Here is a 22825-nt window from a genome sequence, read left to right on the forward strand (position 1 = left end):
ATTGTCATTGTATCTGAATCGTTCGGAATGTACCATGCAAACTTCCCGTACAGTCGAACAGTTTTTTTCCGTTTTCATAAATTATTAGAAAGGAGGAATCGTGCTATGCCTGCGGTAGTTGGAGCGGTAAAAGTCAACACGGTATCTTCATCGAGCATATTCAATATCGGGGACGTCTACGCCATCAATCCGTATTCGACCTCTAAAACATTTGCAGGCGGAGGCTCATTCAACACCGGAAACGGCATCCAAATTCAACTGCAAAATTCCGTCACAAACTTTCAGGATGATGACGTAATTGATCAGCCGAATGTCGGCCCATAAGGGGGAATCACTGTGCATTTGACCGTTCATCAGTCTATTTGTATCCATACTTTGAGAGTGAACAGCGTCTCCAACTCATCGATTTTGCAAATCGGCAGTGCAGGCATCATAAGAGCAAGTTCAGAACTATACAATACCGGTGGGTACACCGAGCTTGCCGAAGAAGCGGAAGCAATCTCAGAACAGGAACCACTCGTCCCGCTCGCACCTCCAAGTTAATGAACTATTTTCACTTTTTTGCATACTTTAATTTTAGGTCTTCACCCAGAAAGGAGTTTTCCAGCGATGCATCCACACTACTGGCAAACATACGTCAATCAGCTGCAGCAATATATCCAAAACCAGGATCAACGACTGCAAGAACTGGAAGCAAGGGTGGCCGAATTGGAGAAAAACCAAAAAAACAACCAGCCAAATGTCGAAAGAATCGACTACCACTTTGATCAATTGAAAATTGAACGCCTTGATGGAACGTTGAATATTGGTATAAGTCCTGAAGGTTTGGAGTCCATTGAAGATTTTGCAGTCAATCAGCAACAGCCAACCGGTCTTCAACCTTATTCAAGTCCTCCGCGACAACAAATTGTTGCAGGACTTGATCGTCTTGTCACTTCCGAGGCGCCGAAACTATTAGAAGAACTATCCACCCAATATCAACGCCCGCTTTCACCTAAACAACGTGACATACTGATTCAGGATATAAAACAACAACTGCCGAATCGTGCAGCTTACTATTTAGAAAATAGGGAAGGAGATTCTCCTGACGCTACGTCCATTCCAGATAATGTTTGGCAGGAAATCAAGCACTCCCTTCATCAATTTTTTCAAAAAGGAGATTTTCCCGAATGAATTTCACTGTACACAATTGGGATTTACACGTTGGTAATATCGAAGTTACCGCTGTCTCTTCTTCTTCGACACTCCTGGTCGGGGACAATGAGAATATAAATTTAAGTTCCTTTTTTGACACACCGCCAGAATCTTATATTGTTGGTTCACTTGTTCCGTTGAGCCGCTCTATCGAGGAAGGATAGCAATGTTGCAACGAACTTCCTACGTGGACACGATTTATGTCGATTCTATGTCACGGAGCTCCATGTTTGAGATTGGAGATGTGAATAGTCTACGCCCGAGGATGCTGGCCATTGCTGTTCAGGAGGAAGGTATCGCCGAAAAAGGAGAAGTGCCAGTTGAGTTTGCTGATTTTCCCGTATTCAGCAAACAAACTTCGCCACTGCCTTCTGCTCCCCTCGTCAGAAAGACATCCATTCACCATCACCCGAAAATCTGCGTGGGTAACATCAGTGTGCTCGGGATAGCTGCATCTTCCACTTTACAAATAGGAAATTTGAATCTATTGGATGCCGAAGCACGGATAAAACATATCCGTATTCTAAATGAGGAACAGAACAGCCCCCCTAACAATACAATGTAATAAATGCCAAATAAAAAGAAGGTGTCATGTAATGCCGTCGATAGTCGGACCAATCAAGATCAACGGTATAGATGGTGGGGTCATCAACTTTGGCGATAGTTTTTATCTTTCCCCTAAAAGCACTTCCAAAGTAAGTTCCGGCTCCGGTTCTTTCAATACCGGTGACTTCATCAATACCAACAGCGGTTTGAGTGCCACAAATACGGCTGACCCCGACGTTGCAGACCAAAACGTTTCCGCAAACGCTTAAAGCGGTCGCTGCCTTTTCAAGCCATCGTCCATTTCTGGGCAAATTCGGATGCGGACATGTTACCCACTTAGTAATTCTTGAACGAAGTTGAAAAACCGGTTCGCCAAGATAGCGAACCGGTTCATCCATTTTCCGGCTGAACGACAAGCAACCGGTTATACCTCTATTAGCAGCGGCCCATCAAAGAAATACAAGTACTTTTTCGAGACTGGCTGCTTCCAAATTTGTTCAAGCGCCCGTGCATATAAATCAAGCTGGACCTGATAGCGCGATAACAGTTTTTGCTGTAGTTCGGGAGTAATGTCTCCATCGATACTATCTGTTTTATAGTCGATGATAATCCATCCATCACCGTCCGGAATGATACAATCTATCACTCCTTGGACGAGTACCTGCTCATCGGTCTCTTCTTCCCAATCTGCATATACTTCTTTCGCATTGATGGATAGGCTGAACGGCACCTCCCGTGTTACTTTTTCAGCTTCAATAGCCATGCTGCCTATTCCTGTCGAGAAGAACCGCTCAATAGCTGTACTATCAATGACTTCAGCTTCCTCCTGCGTAAGTATTTCTTTGGTCACCAATCCTTGGACAAATTCAACAATCGCTTCTTTCCCCCATCTCCTGTCAAATGGCAGATGCTGCATGACAGCGTGCATGGCGCTTCCTTTTTCAGCAGCTGTCAACCGCTTTTCCTGCTGCATAAAACGCGGCCGCCTGATGATAGGGGCCTGATGACGCTGGACCAGCTGATCACTGCTATACTCATCTTTTATTTCCCGCTGCCGCTTCAACTCTGTTACAGTTTGCTTGGCACGGTAAAAAGAAGCATTCCTGTTTGGATAGACAAATGATAACCGTGCGGCCACCTTATTGTCCAGTTCAGGTCTTGTACCCTGCAACGGCTGCCAGTCCTGGACCGACGATTTGATCTTTTCCTGTTCCTCCATATCGAGTGTGTCCAGATTGGCGAATTCACTGCCATGTAGTAATTGAACCCGCCAATTGGAACGGTCGCAGCGAATCGGCTCCGGAACTTGGACGCTTACTTCCACATTTCTAAGCGGTTGATTGGCGTCATGCCTGATCAGAGCCGGCCCGACCCAGTCAAGATAGCTTTGGGTTTCCAGGCGGAAATGGGATGGCAGAACCCATTCGGGATGGTCGATGATTTGCTGCCACTTTTCCTGTTTCTTTTCAAACGACGCCACGTTGCCGACCATTACCAACTTTTCTTTCGCCCTGGTAAGGGCTACATACAGCACGCGCATTTCCTCAGCAAGCAACTCCCGCTGTTTTTCTTTTTTCAATGCATGATAAGCCAATGTCGGATACATGATCCGTTTTTCAGGGTCGATATACTTACTGCCGAAACCAAGATCCTTGTGAAGCAAATACTTTTGTTTCAAGTCCTGCTGGTTGAATTGTTTGTCCATTGCCCCGAGGATAACGACCGGAAATTCCAATCCCTTGCTTTTGTGGATGGTCATTAACCGTACTACATCCTCTTGCTCACCGAGTGCCCTGGCTGCGCCTAAATCATCGCCGCGTTCTTCCATTCTCTCAATAAACCGCAAAAAGCGGAACAATCCGCGGAAGGAAGTATTTTCATAGGTACGCGCCCGATCGTATAATGCACGCAAGTTCGCCTGACGCTGTCTACCGCCTGGAATCCCACCGACAAAGTCATAATAGCCGGATTCCCGGTAAATTTGCCAGATTAGTTCAGAGAGTGCGCCTTGACGTGCCCGCAGTCTCCAATCCTTTAACTGGTCGATGAACAATCGGACTTTCTTTGCTTTTCGCTTATCGGACGAAGAGGCGATGAATGACTGCAAAGCATCATAATAGACTGCCTGTTTTTTCGCCAAACGGATTTCCGCGAGGTCTTCCTCATCGAGACCGACAATCGGAGAACGGAGTACCGAAGCAAGCGGGATATCCTGTCTCGGATTATCGATCACTTTCAGCAAACTGATCATGATTTTTATTTCGATCGCTTCGAGATATCCGGTAGAAAGTTCTGCATAGACCGGAATTCCCTGTTGTTTTAATTCTTCGGTAATCGTCGGTGCCCAGGTCATCGAACGCATCAGAATCACAATGTCGCGATATTGGATGTCACGTTGGGTTCCACTGGCTTTGTCGACTACCTTCATCGGAGGGGTTTGTTCGTCCCCTATCCACTTTTTTATCATGCCGGCATATGCGCGTGCCTCCAGCTGGGCTTTCTCTAAATCCTGGAAATTTTCTTCCCCTGGATCATCCTGCTGACGTTCTTCTTGGTTTTCCCGATCAATAATGTGGAGTTCTGCGTCTGTGTCACCAAGCTGCAGTTCATCATAAATACGGTTCGCATAGATTAATTCCGCCTCCGGTTCATACTCCATTTCGCCGACGTCTTCGCTTAGAAGCTGGCGGAAAATATAGTTGGCTGCAGACAATACCTGATCCCGGCTTCGGAAGTTCCTGGCCAGATCGATTCGTCGGCCGGGACTTGCTTCATTTGCATATCGCTTATACTTATTCAAAAACAGGGAAGGTTCTGCATGCCGGAACCGGTAAATGCTTTGCTTGACGTCTCCGACCATGAACATGTTCCCTGCCCCTTCCTGATCGGTAATCAGGGAGAGCAGTGTTTCCTGTACCAGGTTTGTATCCTGGTACTCATCGACCATTACTTCCGTAAAATTAGTGCGTAAATTTCCGGCGACGCTGGAAGGGACAGGTTTTTCCGGTGTCGATGTTTCATCCAGTAATACCTGCAGGCAATAATGCTCTAGATCCGAAAAGTCGACGATCGCTTTTTCCTTCTTCAGCTGCGTATAGCGCTGCTTGAATTCCTTGACGAGCGAAGTAAGCTGGACAACAGTTGGATACAGTCCTTTCATGTCCGCCAAATAGGAAGCCATGCTCCGCGAAAACCAATCTTCAGCCAAATCGTTCCAACGCTTTTTATAGCTGCTGCGCAACTCTTTCACTCTGTCTTTTTTCTCCTCTGCACAGTCCGCTTTCTTTCTGGAAAGTGTTTGGAACTTGCTTTCTTTGAAATATTGTTGAAGTTTTTCCCACGACAGCTGCAGCAATGCCTTTGCCTGCTGAATCATTTCCAAGTCAGCATCAATCGTTTCCGCATAGTGGTAAGGGCCATCGCTATCTCTGGTCAGATCAAGAGCAGACTGTGCTTCGTGCTGCATGGCATCCAGCTGGCTATTCACTTCCCGCTTCAGGATGGGCAGCCAGGGCAACGATTCTTCTCCTGCATCTTCGTTCACATCGTACATCGCAGCCATCTGATCCAGCCATGCATCCGGCCATGGATTCTGCGTGGCAAAATCATATAGTTTAAGAATCAGTTCTTCTACTTCCAGATCACTGCGGTCATTGGAAAAGCGGTCTACTACTGAGAAAAATGCTTTTTGTTCCTCTCCTTCTTTTCCATACCATTCTTCAAACATTTCTTCGAGGACTTCCTGCCTGATCATGTCCCCTTCGATATCATCGGCGATACGGAAGCCAGGGTCGATATCCAGCATATAGGCGTGCTGTCTGACTACATCCATACAAAAGGAGTGCAGTGTCGATATCGATGCCCGCTGTAACAACGACAGCTGCTTTTTCAAATGGAGAGAGCCGGGATTCTCCTGTAATGCTTCTTCCAAGGCAGCACCGACACGGTTTCGCATTTCCTGGGCGGCTGCGTTGGTGAAGGTTACGACGAGAAGGGAATCGATATCCACCGGTTTTTCCTTATTCAACAGTTTTTGAATGATTCTTTCTACAAGGACTGCCGTTTTACCAGATCCGGCAGCAGCAGCAACCAGAATATCGCTTCCTGCTGCGTAAATTGCTTCTTCCTGTTCTTTGGTCCACTGCGGCATCAGTCTTCCTCCTTCCTTGCAATCAAATCGAGAACTTCTTCATCCTTCATATCCTTCAGCCTGCGGTAATTGTTTTCGTGCAGCGTCGGGTCGAATTGGCACACCGATTGGAACGGACAGTAGGTACAGGCCACTTGCTGCTTCTGCTGATAAGGGTTGAGATGGACGCCGCCGTTGGTGATATCCGTGCCAGCCTGTACCATCAGATCCCGGATATAATGACGCAATTGATCGAAAGCTTCCTGTCCCGCTGTATAGGAACCTTTGCGGAAGCCGCCGTTTTTCTTCAAGCCGGCCGGGACGATTTGACTCATTCCACTATCCAGGCCTGTATCCATCATTTTGACAATTTGTTCATCTTCCAGCAGCAGCCCCTGCATTTTGAATTTCTTGAAAATCTCCTGCTCGATATCCAGATCATCAAGCCGTTTACTGCCGGAAATCATTGGGTTATGGACATGGAAATACAATACTCCGGCCGGGCTTGCCTTTGCGCCGAGCCATTGTTCCGAATGGGACAAAATCACATCAAGATAAGACAGCATTTGCAAGGCAAGACCGTAATAAACTTCTATTAGATTCAGTCCTCTGGAGCTCGATTTATAATCGATAATACGCAAAAGCAAATTTTCCTCTTCTAAAGCTTTGTCGACTCTGTCGATCCTTCCCCGCAACATCAGTTCGAAACCATTCGGCAGATCAATCGTAATCGGCGGCAGCTCCTGGTTTGGTCCAAAGCCGAGTTCCAATCCTATCGGTGAAAATTTACTTTGCCTTGCCTGCTCACTTAAAACGAAAGCCGCTCTGGCGATGATTTCCTGAAGCTTTTGCTGAATATATTGATACCGGTTCGAGCTATGCAGGATTTGATGCTGCAGAACGGGAGCAAGGTGTTTGACCGCCCGGCTTGCATATGCGCTCGTTTCTTCCCGCTGCAAGTCGGAAAAATTCCGGCCTTCTTGTTGAATCCATTCCGTGATTTGCTTCAGTGCCTCATGGAACAGCTGCCCGATATCCGGAGCATCCAGCTTATAAGTGCGGCGTTCCTCCAAGCCAAGACTGTACTTGGCAAAATGCTGATAGGAACAGCGGTAATACATTTCCAGACGGGACACACTCGCCTTCACTTCGCGCGGATACAACTGTTTGGCTGTCTCCTCTTTTAAATTTGTCGGGGTATTTTTATAAAACAGACTTTGCAGAATGGTATAAGCAGTGCCATCCTTCGGCTCATGCTCGATATACCAGTTCAATACATTCCACCAGATATCATGGATCGGGTAACCGCGCAAATTCCGGGCCAGTTGAGCTGTCAGCGCCGACCGTGTCTTTATCGGGGTCGAAATGAATCGGTCGGCTTCCATCAATTCTTCCGGGTCCTGCAGTAGCAGTTGATCGCAGCAGGAAGGAAATAAATCCTCTATACGATTGATTAGCTGGGATGGTACTTTGGATTTGCCTTCTTCATCGCTAAGCGGATAGCTGATCCAAAGCTTGTCCCGGGCGCAGGTGAACGCAAGGTAGACATAAAACCAGTCATCCAGCAGCTGTCGTTTGCTGCCATCAGCCAAACGGATTCCTTGCTCGGCAAGCAATTCCCGTTCCTCTTCCGAAATCATTCCATCGGCTGCCGGCTTCATCGGCCATACTCCTTCATTGACTCCCAGCAAAAAGGCGCACTTGATGCCGCTGATCCGTGAACGGTCGATTGTACCGGTGACCACATGATCCATACTTGGTGGGACGTGAGCAAACTTGAGCGATTCGAAACCGGATTCGAGGGTAGTTCGGAACACCTGTAATGACAATCTTTCCTCTCCGATAATTTCCACCATTTCATCAAGAAGCTGTATGACCCCATCCCATACTTGCTCCTGTTCACGCCCTTGTTCGTTTCGTCCCTGTCCGTCCAATTCGGCGCGGACCTCTTCCAGTTGGCGAGGCACTTGGAGCGTTTCCAGCCATTCAAAAATGATACTTGCCCTCTCCATGACAGTAGCCGATTCTCTGATATGTTCATCAAACGGTTGGAGAGCCTGTACTACCTGGCTTCGATAGCGGTTGATCCTCGACTGGATTTCCCTTTCTTTGTCTGTTTGCGATGCCTGGTCGAATCCCCGAAAACGCTGAAACTTCCACTCTTGATCGCTGAACCAGCGGTCTCTCCCACGTATGCCATATTCCAACACATAATTTTCCAATTCATCGATGGCATCTTCCGTCAAGGGATATTCTCTGTCAGACACAGGGATGAAGCCCGTTTTCAGAAGGCGGAACACCGCGTCATATCGCCAGTTTCCTTCGACTACATCAAGGGCGGAACGAATAAGCTCAAGCAGCGGATGGTTCATCATCGTTCTTTTTTCATCAATAAACACCGGAATGCCGTAATCCTCGAAAACGGTATCGATCAAGTCATGATAAACGTCCGTCTGGCGGATCAAAACAGCGATATCTTTATAACGATAGCCTTCCTCCCGGACGATACGCAGGATTTCCTGTGCCACTCCTTCTACTTCTGCACGCGGATGGACAGCCTGGGCCAGTTGAATCGGCACGTAGCCTGGGTATTCAGGCGCCGGTCGTTTATCAAAGTACTTCTCTAAATGAGAAAAGTAGGGCCTGTTGGCGAACCGCCCGCCTTCCTGGTCAAGATGTCGGATTTCGTCGACCGGGATGCCGTTTTCCTTCGCAGCATTTTGGACAGCATGGTAGGTTTCGGTCGGTAGACAGAACAAATCCAATTCCGACGCTTCTTCATCAGCCGGTCCATCAATCGCCAAGGTGATGGTAACCTGCTTTGTTTTTTTCATCAATGCTTCGACCACCTGCATTTCCTGCGGGGTGAAATGATGAAATCCGTCAATATACACTTCTGCATCTTCAAGGGATGATGCCTCTTCTATTTTTTCTGCTAATAGCTGCAGCTGATCTTCACTATCAATATATTGATCCCGCAACGCCTCTACCAGCCGGTCATAGATATAACTCAAGTCTTCCAGCTTGTTCCGCAATGCGGTCTCCCCGGGGTACTTATGAGAGAAACGGTCCATGTCGACGATTTGCCCTGCAAGTGCTTCAGGTGAAATCCGATATCGCTTGAACTCGGTGATCATCTGTTCCAATTGTTCCATGAAGCCTTGCTTCTCAATCGCTTTTTGGAACACATTCCAATCGGACTTCCGTTCCTCGGTTATTTTTCGAAGCATCATTTGGATACCGGTAGAACTGATAAACTTCCTTGTGCCCCCTCCCGTCTCCTGAAACACCCGCCAGGATAAACGCGAAAAACTGAACACCTGTCCCCTGATACTCCCGTTGATCGAATCTCTTTTCAAGAGTGCATATTCCTGCTGAAAAGTCATTTGGTCCGGCACAATATACAAAAGCGGCGGCCCTTTGGGATCTGCGTTCAATTTTTCTTCTATTTCCTGCAGGCAGTGATTACTTTTTCCAGCCCCTGCTTTTCCTAGTAAAAACCGGACACCCATCGTCACTCTCTCCCTTTTTCACAAAATTATCTCTGAAACATATAGTACACTAGTCTATTGAAAAGGAGGCGGCAGAATGGCCAAGCAAAACATCAGCGCGGCCGCCCTGATTTATTGTGCTGTTTTTGTCGCAAGCAGCTTGTATGTAATGATCCCCTTGCATCCGCTGCTGTCTGAAACCTACAACGTATCTATCGGAAATGCTTCTCTCGCCAGTTCTTTTTTTATCCTGGCTTACGCATTCGGGCTTTTATTTTTCGGGTTTTTAGCTGATCAATTGCCTTTAAGCCGGATCATGCTGACTGGTATGGCTGTTTTGACACTGATAACCGCACTCATCGCCCTGGCGGATTCCTTCGAATCTGTTTTACTATTGCGCGTGATCCAAGGACTGCTCGCTGCAAGTTTCGCACCACTGGCATTCGGCTATTGCTTCCGCTGCTTCAGTCCCGGTCTGCAAGGATTAGCCATCGCTCTCATCAATACCGGCTTCCTTTTCGCCGGTGTTTTCGGTCAAATTATATCCGCGGGTTTCGCCGACACATTTTCTGCTTCCGGCGTGTTCATCGCCTTCAGTGTTTTTTATCTTTCTTGCTTCATTTTTTTATTGTTCACCTTGCAACCGTCTGCCAAAGCAGACGGTCTTCAGTTAAAGAAACTGACTGCTTCTATTTTATCATGCTTGCGCAACCGCATTGTCCGCAGTCTTTACCTGATTGCCTTTTTCCTATTGTTTCCGATCATGCTATTCTATGGAGCTTTCGAAATTTACCTTTATACGAGCTGGCCCGAATTTCCGATTCCGCTGCAGTTGTTCCGAGCTCTAAGCTTAATCGGGATCCTTCCTTCTTTTTTTACGAGCATTGTTTTGAAAAAATTCGGCGCCAAACGTGTACTGCGGCTGCATTTGGCGATCATGGCAGCTGGTTTTCTTCCGGCAGCCATTCATTTGAATGTCGGAAACATTGCCATAGCTTCCTTTTTCATGATTGTGTCGACTTCACTGACCATCCCGATGGTCGTGCTGCTGGTAGGGCGACATGCAACCGCCGGAACAAGTGCCGTCGCCATTTACTCTTTCACCCTTCTGTCCGGTGCCACCTTGGGATCTGTCTTAGCTCCCACTCTCAGTTTTTCAGTGGTGTTGCTGCTGATTCCATTACTATTTATCAGCTTGACCGTTTTTGCAAGGGTGCTGCCTGATTAAACAGCCCCTTGCCATTTCCATACCCAATTATAGAACAAACGTTCGCAAAATTCAATTGACAGCACTGTTCTTCAAAGATCGGACAAGTTTACCTCTCTTAGAAAAAACCTGGATATTCCTTTTCCGATCAGGGAATAACGAAAGAGTCAGGAAAGGAGGATGTAGATACATGTTCTGGATGAGTTTTTTGTTTGCTCTGTGCTTTGTTTTGATTCACTTATTTTCCGAAAAATTGCTGTTCCTGAACAATGTACCGAGGAGCAGGTTCCTGTCTATTTCCGGCGGCGTTGCTGTCGCATATGTGTTCATTCATTTACTGCCTGATCTGAATGAACACCAGCAGGCTATCGAAGAGACATTGACCACAGAAGGGCTATCTTTTTTGGAATCACATATTTACCTGGTCGCCCTTGCAGGACTGACCCTCTTTTACGGATTGGAACGAATGGTGAAAGTATCTAAACAGAAAGATAATGCTGCGGGTCCGGGGAAGACGAATTCGGGAGTGTTTTGGATCCATATTGGCTCCTTCTTTTTTTATAATGCGATAATTGGCTATTTATTGATAACCGAAGAGTTTGCCGACGCGGCAGGAATGGTTTTTTATTTTCTCGCACTGGCTGTCCATTTTATCATCAACGATTTCAGTCTTCGGGAAAGACACGAAAGGATTTATGATAAATATGGCCGCTGGCTGCTGAGCGTGGCAGTACTTATCGGCTGGATTGTAGGGAGTTTGTATGAGGTCAAGCCGTTCATTGTCTCCTTTTTAACAGCTTTTCTTGCCGGCGGTGTCATTCTCAATATTTTAAAAGAAGAGCTTCCGGAAGAAAGACAAAGCAGCTTTGGCGCTTTTTTGACAGGTGTTGTCGGCTACACGCTTTTGTTGCTGATCATTTGATCAGCATAATAAAAGGCCGGCCCACAAGCATGTCCATCCCAGCAAAAAAACCGAACAAATCGTTCGGTTTTTTTTGATCTTGATGCTTTTGTCCCGGTCTCTTGTTCTGACAATCGCTTTCACCACTCAAGTACAGCGTAGTTGCAAGATTGAAAAACACCAAGCGTGCGAAAAGTCTTTTAAAAGCTAACACCTAACTGCGAAATAGGCCAATATCTCACATCAACCTTTCCGACAACCTCGTCTTGGGAAACAAATCCGAAATACCTGCTGTCCAGGCTTTCACGTCTATTATCTCCCATGACAAACAGTTTACCCTCCGGCACTTCACTTTGGCCAGTGACTCCATTCAAGGAAAAATCGTCTGTCAGCGGTTTGCCATCATCCTTTTTAAATGGCTCTAAATACTCTTCCTCGACCGGTTCTCCGTTCAGATATAAACGGTCATTCTTATACTCGATTGTATCTCCCGGTGTGCCGATTACTCGTTTCACGTAATCTTCTTTTTCATTGGCGTGAAAAACAATCACATCGAACCGGTCGATATTATGCAGATCATAGGCCATCTTGTTCACCATGATCAAGTTTTCATCATACAGGGTAGGCTCCATCGATTTTCCGTCCACAACATAACTAGCAAATAAATACGAACGGAAAAGTACTGCCAGTATTCCTGCAATCACTACCGTCCGTAATACTTTCCAATAATTTATTTTTTTCATTGTCTTTTCCTCCAGGTGCTGTTTCTATCCATATTTTACCCTTCAGAAAAAAAATTAATCCTCTATTTAGAAGCTACCCGCGTTCCCTGGCCTTTCTTTGCAGCCGCTGCTCCAAGAATTTACCGAAGACCCAAAACAACAGGATACAGATCCCGACGACGATTGTCTTGACTGGATTTTGGGCAAAAGAAACAATGCTGTCCCCTACGTAGGCAATCGTAAAAATCATCACCGTCTTTCCCAATAGTACGGCAAGAATAAATTGTTGAAAACTCACTTTCGACAGCGCTGCGACGATATTGATGACAGAAGACGGCGAAAACGGAAAGCACATAAGCAAAAACAACGGACCGAACCCGTGCCGTTCCAGCCATCCCGTCACCCGCTCCACCTGCTTGTTTTTCCGCAGCCAAATGAAAAAACGCTTTTTACCCAGCTTTCGCACAAGCATAAAGACACATATCGCCCCAGCACTTGCGCCAAACCAGGACAACAAAAAGCCTTCGAGCAATCCGTATGCCGCTGCATTGGCAAGTACAAAAACGACCAGCGGTAAAAACGGCAGGAAAGCCTCGATGAAAGGCAGTAAAATGCCCGGCAGCGGTCCAAGTCCTTCATACGTTTTCAATAGCTGCATCAGCAAGTCATCGAATCTATTACTTTCAATTAATTCTCTAAGTTCATTGATATCTATGTCAAATATGTACAAGTTCTATTCTCCTCGCACCCGCACTTGAGTTATGTACTGCTTACTAACCAGTTTCCCTATTTTAATTGTAATGTAAACAAGGAAAATTGCCCAGCCAGCTGTCTTTTTCTGTTAAAAGCCCTTTTTTTATTTCCTTTATTGTTTTTCTTATAATAAAAACAGATAATAGGAACAGACAACCATTTCGGGAGGAATTATATGTATATTTTTTTAATGATTGCTGCCTTCGTCGTCTGTATTGCTGCCCTTATTATAACATTGCGGCTGGGAAAGTCGGAATCAGACAAGGCGAAGATCTACGAAAAAGCCGAGAATCGGCATGAGCAGGAGCTGCATCGTTCGATAGATTATGAAAAAAGTTCGATGAAAGAAAATGTGCCCTTGCTGATTGTCATTTATGGAGCGACTTTTTTGATAGCCGTCGCCTTGTTTCTGATTTTTTTCTATTTTCCCTTCTAATAAGGTGCCCGGGACAAAACATGACCAACAAAGCAAAAACCGAGCGAATGCTAAATGCCAATCAAATTCGTTCGGTTTTATTTGTATATTTTCTTTTTATCCTGGTTGTTTGATACGTGCTTCGAATCGCTACGTTTTTGTGCTCTGATTTCCACATGATCAAGACAAGATAAACCGTACTCTTCTATTGACTGATAGGTATCAAACAGTGACGAAGACGAAAATCAGCATGGGGGTTCCTTTATTCTTTACAATCTGATAATGGCATAAATAAGCGGTTTCCATGCAGCTCAGCTTTCTATCTGTAACAGAAATAGGGCAACACGGAAATCACTGAAGAGAAGGTATCTCCTTCAACGGAGGCAAGGTACGCAGACTCCAGCGGGATGAGCGCGAGCTGAAGATCCACTTGGCAAAGCGGTATTCTTTGCCAAGTTAGCTGAAGCGTGCCCGCGGAAAGCGAAGTACCTTGCCGGAGTGGAACGTTGCACTTTTCATAGCATTTGCTTTTAGCTCATCAAAAAAACCGAACGAATGATCGTTCGGTTTTCATTTTGGTCACGGTGCTTTTGTCCCAGGCTCCTTTTATTTTTGCCTGTACCTCTCATGGCTTCGGGTGGAAGGGCTGAAGCTTCAACCTGTTTTGTTCCACTCCTCTTTATAAACTGGATTTTTATTTTCTTGACTCCTGTAGCACAGCCGTTTTGTTGCCCGTAAAAGCAGTGTTTATTGATTGGGCAGAATGGCATTCCTTCTTCCCTAACAGGTTAGGTATAAATTACCAGTGATTATCTGGTTGTAAAATGTTCGTCTTCTGCATATAATAAGAACAAACGTTCCCTTTAAGGAGTGAAAACAAATGAAAACAATGCTTCACCTGGCCATGGAAAACAAAAAAAAGCTGGAAATGATTTATCAGTCAAAAAGCGGGGGGCTGTCACAGCGTATAGTCCGAATTCTCCAAATCAAAGAAGAACAGGTGGTGGCTTACTGTTATTCCCGCAGACAAGTCAGGACTTTTCGCCTTGACAACATTTTGGCTGTTCACCCGGCAGAAAAACTGCGGCGTCAGGGGGCGTGACTCATGCAAGGCAAACATCAGGACCGGGGAACCATTAAATGGACTTCCCTCATGCTGCCCGAGCATGTGGAAATGCTCAATCAATGGTATGAATCAGAAAAGGACGTAGAAAAGCCGATTCTCAGTAGTGATAAATTGGAGGAAATGCAGCGAACAATCATGCAGGCGATCGAATACAAACAAAAGGTTTCCCTTTACTTCTATGAAGCACAGCGAATCGAAATGCTGGAAGGTTTCATAAAAGGAACGGGAATGGGAAAACTTGAAATCGAAAACCACGAGGGTATCGAATTTATCCCCGTCGAAGCAATCGTGGATGTGGAACTGATTGAATAAACTTGCAGACTTCCGTGAGAAGGAGACAGATACATGGGCACATTAAGTGCTTTTTCAGGATTCATCGTCATCCTGCTCGTTCTCCTCTTCTTCCGGAGCCAGTTCCACATCATCCAGTTCGAGCCAGGAAAGCATTTCCCTTACTACTGTATTTATTTTTTCGTTCACCATTTTATCCCCGTACTTCTTTTTGGCCCGTGCAATATTGTCGAGGACATCCTGACCAAAATCAATGATTGGTGCATCGTTTTCCAGGTTGTTGAATAAATCGAGAATTTCATCAAGCGCTTTGTCGAAACGTTTGCTTTCCAATTCGGTTGCTTTCATATTTATCACCCAACCATAGGGTATCCGAAATACCGAAAAATAACAGCTATACCGATGTCTTATAGACCCGCTTATTGTTTTGGCCTTTCACCGCTTCACTTTTTTACCAGTCTTCTTTTTACTGGTTTTGGTTTCAGAATCGATTCGGCTAGGGTATAATGGAACATACGTTCGTTAAGGAGGAGTAATTGTGCGTTATCTCAGCGAAGAACAACTTTCTGTTGCTTCCCGTTTTCTATTTCTTTCCATGGCGATTGTGGTCATCCAGAAGGATCTGCAAAGCATTCAAACAGGAAGTTTCAAAATCAAAGAACCCTATACAGACCTGCTTGGCAAAATGGAACAGGAAGCTGTAGCAGAACGCCGACAGCTTCGGAGCCGCATGGCAAAAGAACAGCTGCAGGTCGTCTCTTTAAATAAAAACGATTCCTTCTCCTCCTTTTTATTTATCTGCCAGGGACGAGAGGAAAAAAGAAACTATTTTAATCCTGCGGTTCGAAAAAAAGTAGAAAACATTCTACGGGAACTTATACAAAAGGCTCAGCAACCACATCAGCATTATTCTTCCACAAATACTTAATCCGGTGATCGAGCAAGTAACGAAATTGCGCCGTCCTTTGAATTTGGTTCAAAATGATACCGTGAGAAACAGGGAGTGTAATGGAAATTCCATTCTTGAAGAAAATTTCTGTGGATTGATTCGCAGCCTTGCTGATTCTATCAACATGCGAGTGGGCAATCCACGAGCATTGAGGGCTGTTAGGAGAAGCTGTGGGGAAAAAATACATACCGCTTGAAGGATCGATGGAGACAGGTACTTTATGCGTAATATTGCATATATCCTTGGTCCCTTCCTGCCTGCCCCGCAGACTGCTCCCAAAAAACTTGCAGGCAAGATCGATGATTTTACTTGCCGGCTGTTTCACTTGGATTGTTTCTTCTTCTTCCAGGACACGGGAGGAAAACCTGTTACCTTTTTCCCCTCCAATGACGGCAAGGGTAAGCGGAGTTACTTCGTAATGTGTTTCATACATCATAGACTACCATCCCTTCATTCAATAGTTAGGCAAGTGAAAGGCCTACTCCTAATTTACCAGAAAATTGCATAAAATGGTAGAATAAATTGAATTTTTTGTAAAATAATACAGCTATTTGTCATGTTTTTCTTCACTAAATGAAAACGGTTTAATCAATGCATGCAGGTTTGCTATACTCTAGCTATATCAATAAAGGAGGAGACGCCATGTGGAAAAAGAACAAAAAACAGAAAAACGATTCGCAGCAGAAACAACTCCCCGTTAGACCGGTAAGCCTTTCAGAAGTAAAAGACGCCGTCCGGCGGTACAGCGCCGAGCTGGCTTCTGAAATACCTTTGCAAGTAATCATCAACTCGGACCGGACGATTGATTATCAGCTGCTGGCTCCCTATTTGGAAGCCAAACCGCAACAGACGTACTATATGTCCCGGGAAACATATGAAATCTTCGAGGAGAAAGATAAACAGCTGGCCGAAGACCTGGATAAAGTTCAGCAAGCTGTCGATCATTATCGTGAGCAAACCGGGAAACTTCCGATAACGGAAGGAGACCCTGACAAACAAGTCAACTACTTGAAACTGGAAAAACCCGGATTGTTGTCCAACCGTCCGGATCGTCCCTTTTTCATTACAGAGGATGAAGATATGGTCACTCACCGCCAGCCTTAAAGCGGTGTTTCAAGCAATCGGCGTTTACTTTCCTCCAGTTCCGCTATTTTTCGTTTTACATCTCCGGACAGTTCCTTCAGCTTGGCCACTGTCCGATCTGTTTCTCTTTTGACCGTGCTGACTTGTTCAAGCGAATCCTGGATTTTACCCTGGATGAACCAATCTGTTATCAGGCCGTCGAAAAAGTAATCCGCCACTGTCCAGCCGCCGGATATGGACACATCGACCGCAAACGAGTTACCGATATCATTCAGTTCATGTGAAAATTTTCGCAATAGCCGTTGGGCCTCGTGTACCTCGTTACTGGCATCGTCAATCCGTCCGTGTTTAATTGCCGTCGTTATCATTCCGCCGCCGAACATATCGAGCGTTCCCCAGTTTTCGGCACTGTGCAAAGATTCTTCCGCATTGGCAAGAGCCCTTGAAGCATCCCAGCCGGCAGCCAGCGCTTCTTGAATTTCTTTGGCGTCCGCCCGCAACTCACCGATTGCTTCCGATAAATCAAGCAGCTCCTCTCCTGCCCGATGCCCATGGTCCAGCAAATACTTCTCTTTTTTCTCCAACAGACGGTCCACCTCTTTTTCCGGATAACCGAGGGTTTGAATTCTGTCAGAGAGCCGACTATGTTCCCGTTCCAATTCTTCCCTCGCAGTTCGCGCTTCCTTCCACTTTAATTGGGCTTCCAGGACCTCTTGCCGTTCTTTGTCAAGTACTTCTTCCTTCTTTCCGGCGATCGACATGAAAACACCTTTAAGGCTGACTCCCTCCAGTTTTTTCACATCGATCTTTTCGTCTTCCAGTCTTCGTTTCATTCGGGCTTCCGTTTCCCGCAAATCTTGCAGCTGGGCCGTCATGACGGAAAGCTGGTTATCCAATTTTTGCTTCTCCCTCATTTTTTCTTTTTCGTTCATTAGTTGTTCTTGAAAATCAATCATCAAGTTCATCCCATCCCTTCTCGTTTATTTACGAAGAACTCCCCGAATTGGTTTCACGATTAACCAGCTCTTCCTCAATCCGATCGATTCGCTCCTGAATCGGCGGATGACTGAACCGCAGCCACTCTATCCAGGAAGCTGGATCCACATCGCTCTTCGACTGCTCTGCCATCCGTCGAAAACTGGAAATACCCGCCCGCAGCTGGTCATTGTCGCTTTTCTCTACTGCATAACGATCTGCTGAAGCCTCGATTTGCCTGGAAACAGCTAATGAGAGCGGTTGTGCCGCACTAAGAAGCAATGAAAAAATCAACAGCAAAATCGGAACAGCTCGTAAATCGTTCCCACTATGGAGTGAATGTTTATTTAGCATATTCCTGCAGGCGACCCGGTAAAGCACCGCCCCAGCATAAAGCAGAAGCAAACTCAATACAAGATAACCCGCCACTCCTATGTACACATGGTGCTTTACATAATGACCGATTTCATGGCTGAGAATAAACAGTACTTCCTCCTGCGGCATCCCTTTCAACGTCGTATCCCACAAGACAATCCGGGCATTCCCCATTATTCCGGTGACATAGGCATTAAAAGTTGTAGTTTTTTGACTCATGTCTACTTGAAGAAGGGTAGCATCTTCCAATCCCGCTTTTTCTGTCAAGTCCTCGATTGCTGTACGGAGCGGTCCAGGCTCCATCACAGCGAAGTCCTCATATAGTGGATCGATCCAAACCGGCTGAATATACACCACAAACACAGCTGCCGGAAGGGCAATCAGCCATAAACCGAACCACCAGTTTTTAAATCTGCCCATCAAAATCAACGCCACATAAATACCAACTGATAAAACGAGCCAAAAGAATAAACTGTCCAGTCCAAGCTCATAGAACCAGTTTCCGATTGTTTGATTACTGGTTCCTTCTCTCCTGCTGATGGCAAACCAAATGACAAGGAACGGAAGGCGAACGAACTGATAAGCGACAGTCAGCAGCAGTGTAAAAAGCAATGTCCTTGACCAAAGTCTTCCTGCGATCCGCTCGATCCTGTCCATCCAGACCATCGACCAGCCTTTTTTGATGATGACGTAAAGCAACAGCCACTCAAGTGGCAGCTTGGAAAAATACATAGCATGCGCCATAGCGGCGTAATTGGAATCCCCAAACGTCTCCAAGGGATAAAAAAACAGGAAATAACCCCATACAATCATAAGAAAAAACAAATAAGCGGCCAGCAATTTTTTCATGTGGACTTCCTCCTGCCGGAATTTTCATTCTTAGAAAAACAAATCCCCCACCATGCCGGCAGGAGATTCTTAAATTTTACCATATTCTTTTATTTGTCATCAGCTTATAACTCAGCCACTTTATCACGCAGCTGCTTTCGCAAAATTTTTCCCGTCGTGTTTTTCGGCAGTTCATCCAAAAACTCAACAACGGCAGGCACTTTATATTTAGCAAGCCGTTCTCCGCAAAAAGCGATGACATCCGCCTCTTTCAATGTATTGTTTTCTGTGACGACAAAGGTGACGACAGTCTCTCCCTGCTCAGGATCCGGCATACCGACGACAGCTACTTCCGCAATATCGGGGTGCTCGTATAATACCTCTTCCACCTCGCGCGGATAGACATTGTAACCGCCGACCAAAATCATATCCTTGCGCCTGTCAACGATATAAAAATAACCTTCATCATCCATTCTCGCCATATCTCCTGTATATAACCAACCGTCCCGCAGTACTGCTTCCGTTTCCTCCGGCAGCTTGTAGTATCCCGCCATTACATTTGGACCCCGGACGACTAATTCCCCAACTTCACCAGGCGGAAGCTCGTTCCCCAGCTCGTCTACCACCTTATTCTCGACATTTTTAATGTTGGTACCGATGGAACCAGGTTTCCGTTCACGATCCAGTGGATTGAAACAAGTAACGGGCGATGCTTCCGACAAACCATACCCTTCAGATACCATCACCCCGAATTTCTGTTCGAAATTCTTCAATAATGCCACTGGCATAGCAGCCCCGCCGGAAATACAAAGCCTGATGCTCTTGAAGTCATCCACATGCCCTCCAGGTGTTTGCAGCAAATAATTGTACATTGTCGGAACTCCGGCAAAGACGGTTGCCTTTTGCTCTTTTGCCAGTTTGAACACTGCTTCAGGGGAAAACTTCGGTACAATCAACACTGTTCCCCCATTCATCAATGGCGCATTCAACGCTACCGTCAAACAGAAAACGTGGAACATTGGAAGGGCAGCGATAACTTTATCTCCACCATCCATTTCCAGGTAATCTGCCGTATCCTTGGCATTGGAATAAAGATTGCGATGTGTGAGCATTGCGCCTTTTGGTTTTCCCGTCGTACCCGAAGTATAGAGTACCAGCGCTACATCCTCTTCTCTAAGCTCCGGCCGGTCAAAGTGCATATTCCCAACTTCCATCATTTTTGAAAACGATTTCATTTTTGCTGACAAGATGCCATCGGCTGTCTCGGTTCCAGCTCCTGTTTCCGCAATAATGACATGCTCTACCTCTTCGAGAACATCCGCCATCTGCACGAACTTTCCGGCAAGGATATCCATCGTGATGATTCCTTTGACGTCCCCGTTTTGCAAGATATACGACATTTCATCGGGCGTATAAATCGGATTGATGGGAATGGCAATAACCCCTGCCCGCAACGCCCCGTATAATCCGATTACAAAATGCGGACTATTCCCGACAATCAGTGCGAGATGGTCTCCTTTTTGATAACCAAGCTCTGACAGACTATCGGCAAATTTGTTGATCATGCCTTCCAATTCAAGATAACTCGTTTCGGTGCCTTCAAATATGTATGCCGTTTTCTCGGGATGTTGTTTGGCAGTGATAGAAATTTGATCACTAATGTTCATGATACTCCTCCCCCTGAATGAATGGTCATTCACTATGGCCTTAACTACTATTATAAGCCAAACCTTTTTTTCTAGCAAGAAGGCATTAGAAAAAACAGGGAACGCGGAAAGACAGATGAATGGCTCCACCCGGAGGGGATTGCATCCTCTACGAGAATCAGAGGACTTTAATTATTTTTCGACCGATTTGACTGGTATAGGAAAAGTTAAAAGAAAAAGCCGAACGGGTTCGAATTGAGCATTCGAATCATCGTTCGGCCTATGACTTGTGTGCTTTTCTACAATAACTCAATAAATTAAATCAACAAACTCTTCTCGAGTGATTTTGCCAAGATAATGGCTGATATCGATGCCGGTCAATGCTTCTTCGATTGCCTGGCGGTTATAGCGGGCACCGGTAAGCTTTGCTTCAACATCCTCAATATCCCCTACACCGAAGAAATCGCCGTAAATTTTCACATTTTCAATCGTGCCTTTTTTGACATCAAGCCGAACATCGACAGAACCTGCCGGAAACTTATGGGACTGTTGAATATTAAATGCAGGAGAACGGCCGTAATTCCAATCCCAACGCTGGTAACGCTCTTCAGAAAGCTGATGGATATTCTTCCAGTCTTCCTCTGTCAGTTTATACTGCGGAACGTCTTTGACATCTTCTACATCGAAAATGTAACGCAGGATCAATGCTTTAAACTCATCCATCGTGATCTTTTCATCAAGAAATTCGGATATGTTGGCCACACGGCTGCGAATCGATTTTATTCCCTTGGATTTGATTTTTTCCATTTTGACATTCAAAGCGGAAACAACATTTTCAATTTCGGAATCAAGCATCAGTGTACCATGGCTGAACATCCGGCCTCTCGTAGAAAACTGGGCATTTCCGGAAATTTTTCTTCCATCCACCACAATATCGTTGCGTCCCTTAAGCTCGGCTTTGACGCCCAGCTTTTGCAACGCATCGGTCACCGGCTCGGTGAATTTCGCAAAATCATGGAAGCTGTTGCCATCATCTTTGGTAATAAAACTGAAGTTCAAGTTACCTTCGTCATGGTAAACTGCTCCGCCTCCCGAAAGTCTGCGAACAACGTGAATCCCGTTGGAGTCTACATAATTGGTGTTGATTTCCTCAATGGTATTTTGGTTTTTTCCGATGATAATAGAAGGCTCATTAATATAGAACAGTAAATATGTATCATCTGCTCCGAAGTTTTTCAGAATATATTCTTCTATCGCTAAATTGATATGTGGATCGGTAATACCCTCGTTATCGATAAACAACATGATTATATCCTCCTTATTGCTTGTCTTTTCTTATTTTATCGAAAGTCGCAGACAAGAGCAATCCATGGGACTTTTTTACCCTTGCCATGTCCATCCCTCATAAGCCAACTGGATGGATCCCTCAAATTGCTGCCTGGCTTCTGTAACTAAATCCTGTCTATCTCCAAAGTGGGGGAGGTGTGTGAGAAGCAGTTGTTTTACATTTGCGGAAGCAGCAAGTCGACCGCATTGAGCGCTCGTCATATGTCCCGCTTTGGCGGCGTCCTGTCCATGGTAAAAACTGCACTCACTGATAAGCAAATCGGCATCGCTGCTGAACCGTACCAATTTCTGATCAAAGCTACTATCCGCTGTGTAGACGATTTCTTGCTTTCCGTTGCTAATCCGTATCGCAAAGCATGGAACCGGATGTGTTGTCCTTTGAAAGGTGAACTGGAAAGGGCCGATTTCCAACGTATCATCATACTGATAAGCAATTCCTTCGGTAAATTGGTGGGTCAGAGCGGAAAAACCTGTTTCATCTTCGCCATGTCCGTAAATCGTCAGTTTATCGTTCGTTCGATGCAGACTGTTCTGAACCAGCCAGCTGTACTGCAACACCCCGATATCTGCTATATGATCTTGGTGGTAATGGGACAAAACAACTGCATCAAGGCCCTTTACATCGACAAAACGTTGCAGCCTGGAAAGCGCACCACTGCCACAATCAATCAAACACTGAAAACCATCCTGCTCGAGAAGATAGGCAGAAGTGGCTTCTCCTTTCTCCGGATATGCTCCCCAATAGCCAATCACTGTCCATTTCATGGGCATTCACCTCTTTTAAATTGTTATGAAACAGATGGTTGATTTTTTAAACCTGTTATAATACAATAAAACCACAACAACA

Annotated in this window: 24 protein-coding genes; 13 read left to right on the forward strand and 11 right to left on the reverse strand. The window is 45.6% G+C overall.

Going from position 1 to position 22825, the window contains the following annotated elements; translation table 11 throughout:
- The first annotated feature begins 105 nt into the window (after window positions 1-105).
- The 6 genes from ABVF09_RS15865 to ABVF09_RS15890 all read left to right on the forward strand — a co-directional run bounded on the left by ABVF09_RS15865 (window position 106) and on the right by ABVF09_RS15890 (window position 2009).
- Window positions 106-324 (forward strand): spore germination protein, encoded by a 219-nt coding sequence (locus tag ABVF09_RS15865; RefSeq protein WP_026571134.1) that lies wholly within the window; start codon window positions 106-108, stop codon window positions 322-324.
- A gap of 12 nt (window positions 325-336) precedes the next feature.
- Complete coding sequence (locus tag ABVF09_RS15870; RefSeq protein ID WP_026571135.1) at window positions 337-543, forward strand: spore germination protein GerPB; 207 nt, start codon at window positions 337-339, stop codon at window positions 541-543.
- A 66-nt stretch (window positions 544-609) separates the two neighbouring features.
- Complete coding sequence (gerPC, locus tag ABVF09_RS15875) at window positions 610-1173, forward strand: spore germination protein GerPC (protein ID WP_051390459.1); 564 nt, start codon at window positions 610-612, stop codon at window positions 1171-1173.
- Entirely contained in the window at window positions 1170-1358 is a 189-nt protein-coding gene (locus ABVF09_RS15880) for a hypothetical protein (RefSeq protein ID WP_026571136.1), read from the forward strand. The genes gerPC and ABVF09_RS15880 overlap by 4 nt, the downstream gene beginning before the upstream one ends.
- A 2-nt stretch (window positions 1359-1360) precedes the next feature.
- Complete coding sequence (locus tag ABVF09_RS15885) at window positions 1361-1759, forward strand: spore germination protein GerPE (protein WP_371069625.1); 399 nt, start codon at window positions 1361-1363, stop codon at window positions 1757-1759.
- A 31-nt stretch (window positions 1760-1790) separates the two neighbouring features.
- On the forward strand, window positions 1791-2009 hold the full coding sequence (locus ABVF09_RS15890; protein WP_026571138.1) for a spore germination protein: 219 nt from the start codon (window positions 1791-1793) through the stop codon (window positions 2007-2009).
- Between the two features lie 155 nt (window positions 2010-2164).
- On the opposite strand, the gene addA is transcribed toward ABVF09_RS15890, so the two are convergent.
- Window positions 2165-5890, reverse strand: a complete 3726-nt coding sequence (gene addA / locus ABVF09_RS15895; RefSeq protein ID WP_371069626.1) for a helicase-exonuclease AddAB subunit AddA — start codon at window positions 5888-5890, stop codon at window positions 2165-2167.
- A complete protein-coding gene (gene addB / locus ABVF09_RS15900; protein WP_371069627.1) occupies window positions 5890-9381 on the reverse strand; it encodes a helicase-exonuclease AddAB subunit AddB in 3492 nt (1163 codons plus the stop codon). Before addB ends, addA begins: the two co-directional genes overlap by 1 nt.
- A gap of 76 nt (window positions 9382-9457) precedes the next feature.
- Here addB and ABVF09_RS15905 point away from each other — a divergent pair, with 76 nt between their 5' ends.
- Window positions 9458-10588 (forward strand): MFS transporter, encoded by a 1131-nt coding sequence (locus ABVF09_RS15905; RefSeq protein ID WP_026771761.1) that lies wholly within the window; start codon window positions 9458-9460, stop codon window positions 10586-10588.
- Window positions 10589-10757: 169 nt separating this feature from the next.
- Window positions 10758-11489, forward strand: a complete 732-nt coding sequence (locus ABVF09_RS15910; protein WP_153462309.1) for a hypothetical protein — start codon at window positions 10758-10760, stop codon at window positions 11487-11489.
- Window positions 11490-11668: 179 nt separating this feature from the next.
- On the opposite strand, the gene lepB is transcribed toward ABVF09_RS15910, so the two are convergent.
- Together lepB and ABVF09_RS15920 are read right to left on the reverse strand one after the other, a co-directional pair.
- Window positions 11669-12211: a signal peptidase I gene (lepB, locus tag ABVF09_RS15915; RefSeq protein ID WP_026571142.1), complete on the reverse strand. Its 543-nt coding sequence runs from the start codon at window positions 12209-12211 to the stop codon at window positions 11669-11671.
- 73 nt (window positions 12212-12284) lie between these two features.
- A complete protein-coding gene (locus tag ABVF09_RS15920; protein ID WP_371069636.1) occupies window positions 12285-12899 on the reverse strand; it encodes a TVP38/TMEM64 family protein in 615 nt (204 codons plus the stop codon).
- Between the two features lie 219 nt (window positions 12900-13118).
- Between ABVF09_RS15920 and ABVF09_RS15925 the strand changes: the two genes are divergently transcribed.
- The 3 genes from ABVF09_RS15925 to ABVF09_RS15935 all read left to right on the forward strand — a co-directional run bounded on the left by ABVF09_RS15925 (window position 13119) and on the right by ABVF09_RS15935 (window position 14796).
- Window positions 13119-13379, forward strand: a complete 261-nt coding sequence (locus tag ABVF09_RS15925) for a hypothetical protein (protein ID WP_026571144.1) — start codon at window positions 13119-13121, stop codon at window positions 13377-13379.
- Between the two features lie 859 nt (window positions 13380-14238).
- On the forward strand, window positions 14239-14460 hold the full coding sequence (locus ABVF09_RS15930; RefSeq protein ID WP_026771765.1) for a WYL domain-containing protein: 222 nt from the start codon (window positions 14239-14241) through the stop codon (window positions 14458-14460).
- Between the two features lie 3 nt (window positions 14461-14463).
- A complete protein-coding gene (locus tag ABVF09_RS15935) occupies window positions 14464-14796 on the forward strand; it encodes a YolD-like family protein (protein WP_026571546.1) in 333 nt (110 codons plus the stop codon).
- Between the two features lie 54 nt (window positions 14797-14850).
- Here ABVF09_RS15935 and ABVF09_RS15940 read toward each other — a convergent pair whose 3' ends face one another.
- Window positions 14851-15123, reverse strand: coding sequence for a hypothetical protein (locus tag ABVF09_RS15940; RefSeq protein ID WP_026571547.1), 273 nt, complete (start codon window positions 15121-15123; stop codon window positions 14851-14853).
- Window positions 15124-15313: 190 nt separating this feature from the next.
- Between ABVF09_RS15940 and ABVF09_RS15945 the strand changes: the two genes are divergently transcribed.
- Window positions 15314-15703: a YhjD family protein gene (locus ABVF09_RS15945; protein WP_026771766.1), complete on the forward strand. Its 390-nt coding sequence runs from the start codon at window positions 15314-15316 to the stop codon at window positions 15701-15703.
- On the opposite strand, the gene ABVF09_RS15950 is transcribed toward ABVF09_RS15945, so the two are convergent.
- Window positions 15651-16160, reverse strand: coding sequence for a competence protein ComK (locus tag ABVF09_RS15950; protein WP_026571549.1), 510 nt, complete (start codon window positions 16158-16160; stop codon window positions 15651-15653). The genes ABVF09_RS15945 and ABVF09_RS15950 overlap by 53 nt on opposite strands.
- A 206-nt stretch (window positions 16161-16366) precedes the next feature.
- Here ABVF09_RS15950 and ABVF09_RS15955 point away from each other — a divergent pair, with 206 nt between their 5' ends.
- Complete coding sequence (locus ABVF09_RS15955) at window positions 16367-16828, forward strand: DUF3939 domain-containing protein (protein ID WP_371069628.1); 462 nt, start codon at window positions 16367-16369, stop codon at window positions 16826-16828.
- Here the strand turns inward: ABVF09_RS15955 and ABVF09_RS15960 are convergent.
- The 5 genes from ABVF09_RS15960 to ABVF09_RS15980 form a co-directional block, all read right to left on the reverse strand.
- Window positions 16825-17772 (reverse strand): hypothetical protein, encoded by a 948-nt coding sequence (locus ABVF09_RS15960; RefSeq protein ID WP_371069629.1) that lies wholly within the window; start codon window positions 17770-17772, stop codon window positions 16825-16827. The two genes, ABVF09_RS15955 and ABVF09_RS15960, sit on opposite strands and share 4 nt — an antisense overlap.
- Window positions 17773-17791: 19 nt before the next feature.
- Window positions 17792-19006: a M48 family metalloprotease gene (locus ABVF09_RS15965; protein ID WP_371069630.1), complete on the reverse strand. Its 1215-nt coding sequence runs from the start codon at window positions 19004-19006 to the stop codon at window positions 17792-17794.
- A 104-nt stretch (window positions 19007-19110) separates the two neighbouring features.
- Window positions 19111-20652: a fatty acid--CoA ligase family protein gene (locus ABVF09_RS15970; RefSeq protein ID WP_026571553.1), complete on the reverse strand. Its 1542-nt coding sequence runs from the start codon at window positions 20650-20652 to the stop codon at window positions 19111-19113.
- Window positions 20653-20940: 288 nt separating this feature from the next.
- Complete coding sequence (gene lplA / locus ABVF09_RS15975; protein ID WP_026771770.1) at window positions 20941-21936, reverse strand: lipoate--protein ligase; 996 nt, start codon at window positions 21934-21936, stop codon at window positions 20941-20943.
- 75 nt (window positions 21937-22011) lie between these two features.
- On the reverse strand, window positions 22012-22743 hold the full coding sequence (locus tag ABVF09_RS15980) for an MBL fold metallo-hydrolase (protein WP_371069631.1): 732 nt from the start codon (window positions 22741-22743) through the stop codon (window positions 22012-22014).
- Window positions 22744-22825: the final 82 nt, after the last annotated feature.

Source organism: Sediminibacillus sp. JSM 1682029 (genome assembly GCF_041366435.1).
In the GTDB taxonomy this organism is placed as follows: domain Bacteria; phylum Bacillota; class Bacilli; order Bacillales; family Amphibacillaceae; genus Sediminibacillus; species Sediminibacillus terrae.